Source organism: Caballeronia sp. GAWG2-1, assembly GCF_023631405.1.
Taxonomy (GTDB): domain Bacteria; phylum Pseudomonadota; class Gammaproteobacteria; order Burkholderiales; family Burkholderiaceae; genus Caballeronia.
Genome location: NZ_JALQDD010000003.1, coordinates 120,802 through 127,437 on the forward strand (window position 1 = coordinate 120,802; position 6,636 = coordinate 127,437).

Genomic DNA, 6,636 nt, shown 5'->3' on the forward strand with positions numbered 1-6,636 from the left:
TAAATCGGCCGCACAAGCCGGCGTTTTCCGGCCGCAGCGCTAAAGCGATCAAAGCAAGGAGAGTATAAAAAATGGGCAAAATCATTGGTATCGACCTCGGCACCACGAACTCGTGCGTGGCGCTGATGGAAGGCAATCAGGTCAAGGTCATCGAGAACTCGGAAGGCGCGCGCACCACGCCGTCGATCATCGCGTATGTCGACGACAACGAAATCCTGGTTGGCGCACCTGCCAAGCGTCAGTCGGTTACGAATCCGCGCAACACGCTTTACGCAGTGAAGCGCCTGATCGGCCGCCGCTTCGACGAGAAGGAAGTGCAGAAGGACATCAGCCTGATGCCCTACAAGATCGTCAAGCACGACAACGGCGACGCATGGGTCGAAGCGCACGGCAAGAGCCTCGCGCCGTCGCAGATTTCCGCTGAAGTGCTGCGCAAGATGAAGAAGACCGCTGAGGACTACCTCGGCGAGCCGGTCACGGAAGCCGTCATCACGGTCCCGGCGTACTTCAACGACAGCCAGCGTCAGGCAACGAAGGACGCAGGCCGCATCGCCGGTCTGGAAGTGAAGCGCATCATCAACGAACCGACGGCAGCCGCGCTCGCCTTCGGTCTCGACAAGGCCGAAAAGGGCGACCGCAAGATCGCCGTGTTCGACTTGGGCGGCGGCACGTTCGACATCTCGATCATCGAAATCGCGGACGTGGACGGCGAAATGCAGTTCGAAGTGCTCTCGACCAACGGCGACACGTTCCTCGGCGGTGAAGACTTCGACCAGCGCATCATCGATTACATCATCGGCGAGTTCAAGAAGGAACAAGGCGTCGATCTGTCGAAAGACGTGCTCGCGCTGCAACGCCTGAAGGAAGCGGCGGAAAAGGCGAAGATCGAACTGTCGTCGACGGCTCAGACCGACATCAACCTGCCGTACATCACGGCTGACGCGTCGGGTCCGAAGCACTTGAACCTCAAGTTCACCCGCGCCAAGCTCGAAGCGCTCGTCGAAGAGCTGATCGAGCGCACGATCGAACCGTGCCGCACCGCTATCAAGGATGCGGGCGTGAAGGTCGGCGATATCGACGACGTGATCCTCGTCGGCGGCATGACGCGTATGCCGAAGGTGCAGGAGAAGGTGAAGGAATTCTTCGGCAAGGAACCGCGCCGTGACGTGAACCCGGACGAAGCCGTGGCCGTTGGCGCCGCGATTCAAGGTCAGGTTCTGTCGGGCGACCGCAAGGACGTGCTCCTGCTCGACGTGACGCCTTTGTCGCTCGGCATCGAGACGCTCGGCGGCGTGATGACGAAGATGATCAACAAGAACACGACCATCCCGACGAAGCACGCGCAAGTGTATTCGACGGCGGACGACAACCAGGGCGCCGTGACCATCAAGGTGTTCCAGGGTGAGCGCGAGATGGCCGCGGGCAACAAGCTGCTTGGCGAGTTCAACCTCGAAGGCATTCCGCCTTCGCCGCGTGGCGTGCCGCAGATCGAAGTGACTTTCGACATCGACGCGAACGGCATTCTGCACGTCGGCGCGAAGGACAAGGCAACGGGCAAGGAAAACAAGATCACCATCAAGGCGAACTCGGGTCTGACGGACGCGGAAATCGACAAGATGGTGAAGGACGCCGAAGCCAACGCCGAGGAAGATCACAAGCTGCGTGAACTGGCCGATGCCCGCAACCAGGGCGACGCGCTGGTCCACAGCACGAAGAAGGCGGTTGCCGAGTACGGCGACAAGGTCGAAGCCGGCGAGAAGGAAAAGATCGAAGCTGCGTTGAAGGAACTCGAAGACGCGCTGAAGGACAACGCGAGCGACAAGGCGACCATCGAAGCGAAGGTCGAAGCACTGGCGGCGGCATCGCAGAAGCTCGGCGAAAAGATGTACGCCGACATGCAGGCGCAGCAAGGCGCGGCGGGCGCGGCGGCAGGTGCGGCCGGTGCGGCGGGCGCGGGTGCATCGGCGGAAGCGGGTGCGAGCCAGCAGCACGATGACGTGGTCGACGCCGACTTCAAGGAAGTGAAGAAGGACTAAGCCGGAGGGCGCGTGAGTGGCGACATTCATGCGCCCTTGGTCGTTTCGCGGCGCGTATGCGTCACGCGAAGACCGGCATCGGGACGCGTCTAGCGTCTGACGTGGAACGCGCCTGGCGAGCCTGACGGCTCTCCGGGCACGTTGTTTTTAGAGGCGTCTTGCTTCGAGCCGAGTTTTGGGGCGAGGCGTCAGAGGTTTCAAGCGCGGGTCGAATGGCCCGGAGCATCTCAGAGGAACCGTCGGGTTAGAAGCGCGGCGGAATCGAACCGACATGGCGAAACGGGATTACTACGACATTCTGGGCGTCGCGAAAAACGCGAGCGACGAAGAGATCAAGAAGGCGTATCGCAAGCTCGCGATGAAGTATCACCCTGACCGCAACCCGGACAACAAGAAGGCCGAAGAGAATTTCAAGGAGGCGAAGGAAGCCTACGAAATGCTCTCCGACCAGCAGAAGCGCGCGGCCTACGATCAATACGGCCACGCTGGCGTCGATCCGAACATGGGCGGCGCGGGCGCGCAGGGCTTCGGCGGTTTTGCCGATGCCTTCGGCGACATCTTCGGCGACATCTTCGGGCAAGCCGCAGGCGGCGCGGCGCGTGGCGGCCGCGCGGGTCCGCAGGTGTATCGCGGTGCGGATCTGCGCTACAGCATGGAGATCACGCTGGAGCAGGCGGCGCACGGCTACGACACGCAGATTCGCGTGCCGAGCTGGGCCAACTGCAATGTTTGTCACGGCTCGGGCGCGAAGCCCGGCACGAAGCCCGAGACTTGCCCGACTTGTCATGGTCAGGGCCAGGTGCGCATGTCGCAGGGTTTTTTCAGCATCCAGCAGACGTGCCCGAAGTGTCACGGCAGCGGCACCTATGTTCCGGACCCGTGCACGAACTGCCACGGCGCGGGCAAGGTGAAGGAAACGAAGACGCTGGAAGTGAAGATTCCGGCGGGCATCGACGACGGCATGCGTATCCGCTCCGCGGGCAACGGCGAGCCGGGTCTCAATGGCGGTCCGAGCGGCGACTTGTATGTGGAGATCCACATCAAGCAGCACTCGGTGTTCGAGCGTGACGGCGACGACCTGCATTGCCAGATGCCCATTCCGTTCACCACGGCGGCGCTGGGCGGCGAGATCGAAGTGCCGACGCTGGCGGGCCGCGCGAGCTTCACGGTGCCGGAAGGCACGCAGTCGGGCAAGACGTTCCGGTTGCGCGGCAAGGGGATCAAGGGTTTGCGTTCGAGCATCGCGGGCGACTTGTATGTGCATGTACAGGTCGAAACGCCCGTGAAACTCACCGATCAGCAGCGCGATCTGCTCAAGCAGTTCGAGAAGTCGCTGACGGAAGGCGGCGCGCGCCACAGCCCGCAAAGCAAGAGCTGGTTCGACCGCGTGAAAAGCTTCTTCGATTGATGTGTAAGACGTGGCACGACCGGCAGCGAGTGTTGCCATGAAGACTGAAGAGCGCGGCGCGGTGTTCGCGCTGCTCGACGACTGCGAAGCGACCGCCGAAAGGCGGTCGAGTCGTTTGTACACGGGATTCGTGCGCGCCCATGTCTGCGAAGACGGGCGCACGCTCGACGCCGTATGCGCGGCCATCGATGCCGATTTCCAGAGCGGCCTGCATGCGCTCGTCGTCGCGGATTACGAGTTCGGGCGCAATCTCCAGTTCGGCGGTATCGGGCGCGGCGAGGATCGTGCGTTGCGAGTGCTCATGTTCCGCGAGTGCGCGCCCATGTCTCGCGACGAAGCCAGCGCGTGGCTTGCATCGCGAGATGGCGGTTGTGAGACGCCCTCGGTGGCGGGCGTGGCGGGCATCGAGCCGAGCATCACGCGCGACGAATTCGATACCGCCATCGCCGCCGTTCATCACGCGCTGCGCGAAGGCGAGTCGTATCAGATCAACTTCACGTTCCGGTTGAATTTCGATGTATTCGGCACGCCGCTCGCGTTGTATCGGCGTTTGCGCGAGCGTCAGCCGGTGCGCTTTGGCGCGTTCATCTCCATGCCGGACGGCCGCGTGGTCGTCTCGTGTTCGCCGGAGTTGTTCGTCGAGAAGCAAGGAGCGCTTTTGCGCGCGCGGCCGATGAAAGGCACCGCGCCACGCGACTCCGATCCCGCCGCGCTCCACGACGACCCGAAGAATCGCGCGGAGAACGTGATGATCGTCGACCTGTTGCGCAACGACATGTCGCGCGTGGCGGCGACGGGCTCGGTGCATGTGCCGGCGTTGTTCTCGGTCGAGGCTTATGCGTCGGTGTGGCAGATGACGTCGACCATCGAGGCGCGTGTGAAACCGGGCGCTTCGTTCGCCGATATCGTCCGCGCGCTGTTTCCCTGCGGCTCGATCACGGGCGCGCCGAAATACCGCACGATGCAGCTCATCGACGAGATCGAGAGCACGCCGCGCGGTCTTTATACCGGCGCGATCGGCTGGCTCGATACGCGCGGCGACTTTTGTCTGTCGGTCGCGATCCGCACGCTCGTCGTGGATGCCGACGGCACGCGCGGCGTGATCGGTATCGGCGCGGGAATCGTGCTCGATAGCGATGCCGCGAGCGAGTACGAAGAGTGTCTGTTGAAGGCGCGCTTTCTGACGGGCGCGGACCCTGGCTTCGAGTTGTTCGAGACGACGTACGCCACGCGCGATGACGGCGTGCGCCACGCCGCGCGTCATCTTTCGCGTTTGAAGGCGAGCGCCGCGTGGCTTCGTTTTCCGTTCGATGAGCGCAAGCTGGACGCGCAACTCGCGCAACATCGTGCGGGCTTCGACGCGGGCGCGCCGTATCGGTTGCGCATCGCGCTCGACAAGAGCGGACGCTTTGCATTGACGAGCGCGCGGCTTGCTCCGTTGGCGTCGGATAGCGTGGATGTGTTGCTCGCTTCGGATCGCGGGTTTGCGCCGCGATACTCCGGCGACGCGCTGTTGCGTCACAAGACGACGCATCGTGCCGACTACGATCGCGCGTGGAAAGCGGCGGAAGCGGAGGGCGCGTTCGACATGCTCTTTTGCAACGAACGCGGCGAGATTACGGAAGGCGGGCGGTCGAGCGTGTTTGCGCGCATCGACGGAAAGTGGTGGACGCCGCCCATCGAGGCGGGCGTGCTGCCGGGCGTGATGCGCGCGGTGTTGATCGAAGAACTTGAAGCCGCCGAGCGCGTAATGACGACCGAAGACCTCGAGGGCGCTGATGAGTTGCTCATCAGCAATGCGTTGCGCGGCGGGGTGAAGGCGCGTCTGAGACGGTGACGGCTCGCGATCTCGACGAGCCGTCAGCGCGTCAGGAAATCACCACTCGGCTACGCTTCCATCCGCATGCCGCCAGACCGGATTGCGCCACCGGTGACCGATCTTCGCCATTTCGCGCACCTTCTCTTCATTGACCTCGATTCCCAGCCCCGGTCCTTGAGGAATCGCGACCATCCCGTCCGCATAAGCGAACACTTCGGGATTCTTGATGTAGTCGAGCAGGTCATTGCCCTTGTTGTAGTGAATGCCGAGGCTCTGTTCCTGAATGAACGCGTTGTAGCTCACGGCGTCGATCTGTAGACACGTGGCAAGCGCAATCGGCCCGAGCGGACAATGCAGCGCGAGCGCGACGTCGTACGCTTCGGCCATCGAGGCAATCTTGCGGCACTCGGTCAATCCGCCGGCATGCGACGCATCCGGCTGAATGATGTCCACATAACCGCCCGCGAGGATGTGCTTGAAGTCCCAGCGCGAATAGAGCCTTTCGCCGAGCGCGATGGGCGTGCTCGTCTGACTGACGATATCGCGCAGCGCCTCGACGTTTTCCGACAGCACGGGTTCTTCGATAAACATCAGCTTGAACGGATCGAGTTCACGCGCGAGCACCTTCGCCATCGGCTTGTGCACGCGGCCATGAAAATCGACGCCGATGCCCACATTCGGTCCCACCGCTTCACGCACGGCGCGCACGTTGTCGATGACGCCTTGCACCTTGTCGAAGGTATCGATCATCTGCAGCTCTTCCGAGCCGTTCATCTTCACGGCCTTGAACCCGCGTTCGACGACCGCGCGCGCGTTGTTCGCGACATCGCTCGGACGGTCGCCGCCGATCCACGAGTACACCTTGATCTTGTCGCGCACTTGTCCGCCGAGCAGCGCGTGAACCGGCACGCCATGATGCTTGCCGAGAATGTCCCACAGCGCCTGATCGACGCCTGCAATCGCGCTCATGCCGATAGGCCCGCCGCGATAGAAGCCCGAGCGATACATCACTTGCCACAAGTCTTCGATATGTCGCGGGTCTTTGCCGATGAGATAGTCGGCGAGTTCATCGACGGCGGCGGCGACGGTATGCGCGCGTCCTTCGACAACGGGTTCGCCCCAGCCGGTGATGCCCTCGTCGGTTTCGATCTTGAGGAAGCACCAGCGCGGTGGAACGATGAAGGTTTCCAGTTTCGTGATTTTCATGGACGTCTCCTAAACGGGTTCGCTATCTTAGCAAAACGCGGCTTGAAGTAGTATTAATAGTACTATTGGCGCATTGGCGCATTGGCGCATTGGCGCATTGGCGGATTGGCGGATTGGCGGATTGGCGCATTGGCGCATTGGCGCATTGGCGCATTGGCGCATTGGCG

General features: G+C 62.5%; 4 protein-coding genes. 3 read left to right on the top strand and 1 reads right to left on the bottom strand.

Features of this window, described 5'->3' with window-relative positions; translation table 11 throughout:
• Positions 1–71: 71 nt before the first annotated feature.
• From dnaK to pabB, 3 genes are all read left to right on the top strand, one after another.
• Positions 72–2,036, top strand: coding sequence for a molecular chaperone DnaK (dnaK, locus tag NCR98_RS02130; protein ID WP_250463099.1), 1,965 nt, complete (start codon positions 72–74; stop codon positions 2,034–2,036).
• Positions 2,037–2,307: 271 nt separating this feature from the next.
• On the top strand, positions 2,308–3,444 hold the full coding sequence (gene dnaJ / locus NCR98_RS02135) for a molecular chaperone DnaJ (RefSeq protein ID WP_244827046.1): 1,137 nt from the start codon (positions 2,308–2,310) through the stop codon (positions 3,442–3,444).
• A gap of 37 nt (positions 3,445–3,481) precedes the next feature.
• Positions 3,482–5,281, top strand: coding sequence for an aminodeoxychorismate synthase component I (pabB, locus tag NCR98_RS02140; RefSeq protein WP_250525397.1), 1,800 nt, complete (start codon positions 3,482–3,484; stop codon positions 5,279–5,281).
• Positions 5,282–5,320: 39 nt separating this feature from the next.
• Here the strand turns inward: pabB and dgoD are convergent, their stop codons facing one another.
• Entirely contained in the window at positions 5,321–6,469 is a 1,149-nt protein-coding gene (dgoD, locus tag NCR98_RS02145; protein ID WP_244827048.1) for a galactonate dehydratase, read from the bottom strand.
• Positions 6,470–6,636 lie beyond the last annotated feature (167 nt).

Coding starts and splice junctions, on each gene's coding strand:
- dnaK (WP_250463099.1), top strand. CDS start 72: ATGGGCAAAATCATTGGTATCGACCTCGGCACCACGAACTCGTGCGTG.
- dnaJ (WP_244827046.1), top strand. CDS start 2,308: ATGGCGAAACGGGATTACTACGACATTCTGGGCGTCGCGAAAAACGCG.
- pabB (WP_250525397.1), top strand. CDS start 3,482: ATGAAGACTGAAGAGCGCGGCGCGGTGTTCGCGCTGCTCGACGACTGC.
- dgoD (WP_244827048.1), bottom strand. CDS start 6,469: ATGAAAATCACGAAACTGGAAACCTTCATCGTTCCACCGCGCTGGTGC.